The organism is Arsukibacterium sp. MJ3 (assembly GCF_000987765.1).
GTDB lineage: Bacteria > Pseudomonadota > Gammaproteobacteria > Enterobacterales > Alteromonadaceae > Alishewanella.
Map to the genome: position 1 here is coordinate 1 of NZ_LAHP01000142.1, position 552 is coordinate 552.

A 552-nucleotide genomic window follows, 5' to 3' on the forward strand; every position below is an offset into this window, starting at 1 on the left:
AAAGATTAGCACGAGCGCTAGAGCACTTGAAGCATTCAAGCCGCGCAGAACGCATTTCTGGCACCTAAAAAATACAAAGAAACTGTAAACTCAGTAAATTAGCGAAAATATTGCAAAAATGGTTGCCAAATAGCCCGTAGATCCGTAGTATGCGCGCACAATCTTTCATCGAATCCGTTGACTTTTAACTGCAAAAGAGGGAAAATCCTCGGCCTTAAAAAGTCCGGTACAAGTTTACGAATTATCAGGAGTTTCACCTTGGCTAACATCAAGTCTGCAAAGAAGCGTGCGGTTACAGCAGAAAAAAATCGTCGCCACAATGCCAGCCGTCGCTCAATGATGCGCACTCATTACAAAAAAGTACAAGCAGCTATCGCTGCTGGTGATCAGGCTCAGGCACAGCAGTTGTTTGCTGGTCTTGTTCCTGTACTAGACCGCTACGCGGCAAAAGGTTTGATTCACAAGAATAAAGCTGCTCGTCATAAGAGCCGCTTAACTGCACAAATCAAAGCTTTAGCTGCATAAGCTACGCTCTGCGTACTTAAGCATCTT

At 44.4% G+C, this 552-nt stretch carries 1 protein-coding gene; it reads left to right on the forward strand.

Going from position 1 to position 552, the window contains the following annotated elements:
• The first annotated feature begins 258 nt into the window (after window positions 1-258).
• On the forward strand, window positions 259-525 hold the full coding sequence (rpsT, locus tag VT06_RS17200; protein ID WP_046555557.1) for a 30S ribosomal protein S20: 267 nt from the start codon (window positions 259-261) through the stop codon (window positions 523-525).
• Window positions 526-552: the final 27 nt, after the last annotated feature.